Source organism: Pedobacter sp. ASV12 (assembly GCF_016429155.1).
In the GTDB taxonomy this organism is placed as follows: domain Bacteria; phylum Bacteroidota; class Bacteroidia; order Sphingobacteriales; family Sphingobacteriaceae; genus Pedobacter.
Map to the genome: position 1 here is coordinate 1 of NZ_JAELUC010000381.1, position 316 is coordinate 316.

At 64.6% G+C, this 316-nt stretch carries 1 protein-coding gene; it reads left to right on the forward strand.

What is annotated here, in order from left to right:
* The coding region (locus JHD69_RS21265) for a hypothetical protein (RefSeq protein WP_233166164.1) at nt 1-182 on the forward strand (182 nt) is incomplete at its 5' end.
* Nucleotides 183-316: the final 134 nt, after the last annotated feature.

Below are 316 nucleotides of genomic sequence, written 5' to 3' on the forward strand. Positions count from 1 at the left end.
CCCCCCCCCCCCCCCCCCCCCCCCCCCCCCCCCCCCCCCCCCCCCCCCCCCCCCCCCCCCCCCCCCCCCCCCCCCCCCCCCCCCCCCCCCCCCCCCCCCCCCCCCCCCCCCCCCCCCTTTTCAAGCATAAGACGGCATACGAGATCATGAGTACTGTCTCGTGGGCTCGGAGATGTGTATAAGAGACAGGTGTAAGGCTTGGTAAACATGCGCATCAAGTCGAAATAATAAAATGCCCTCAGGCCATAAGCTTCGCCTTTAAGCCTTTTCAAAGACTTGTCGCTAAGGATCTGTCCGTATTTGTCCAAGCTTTCAA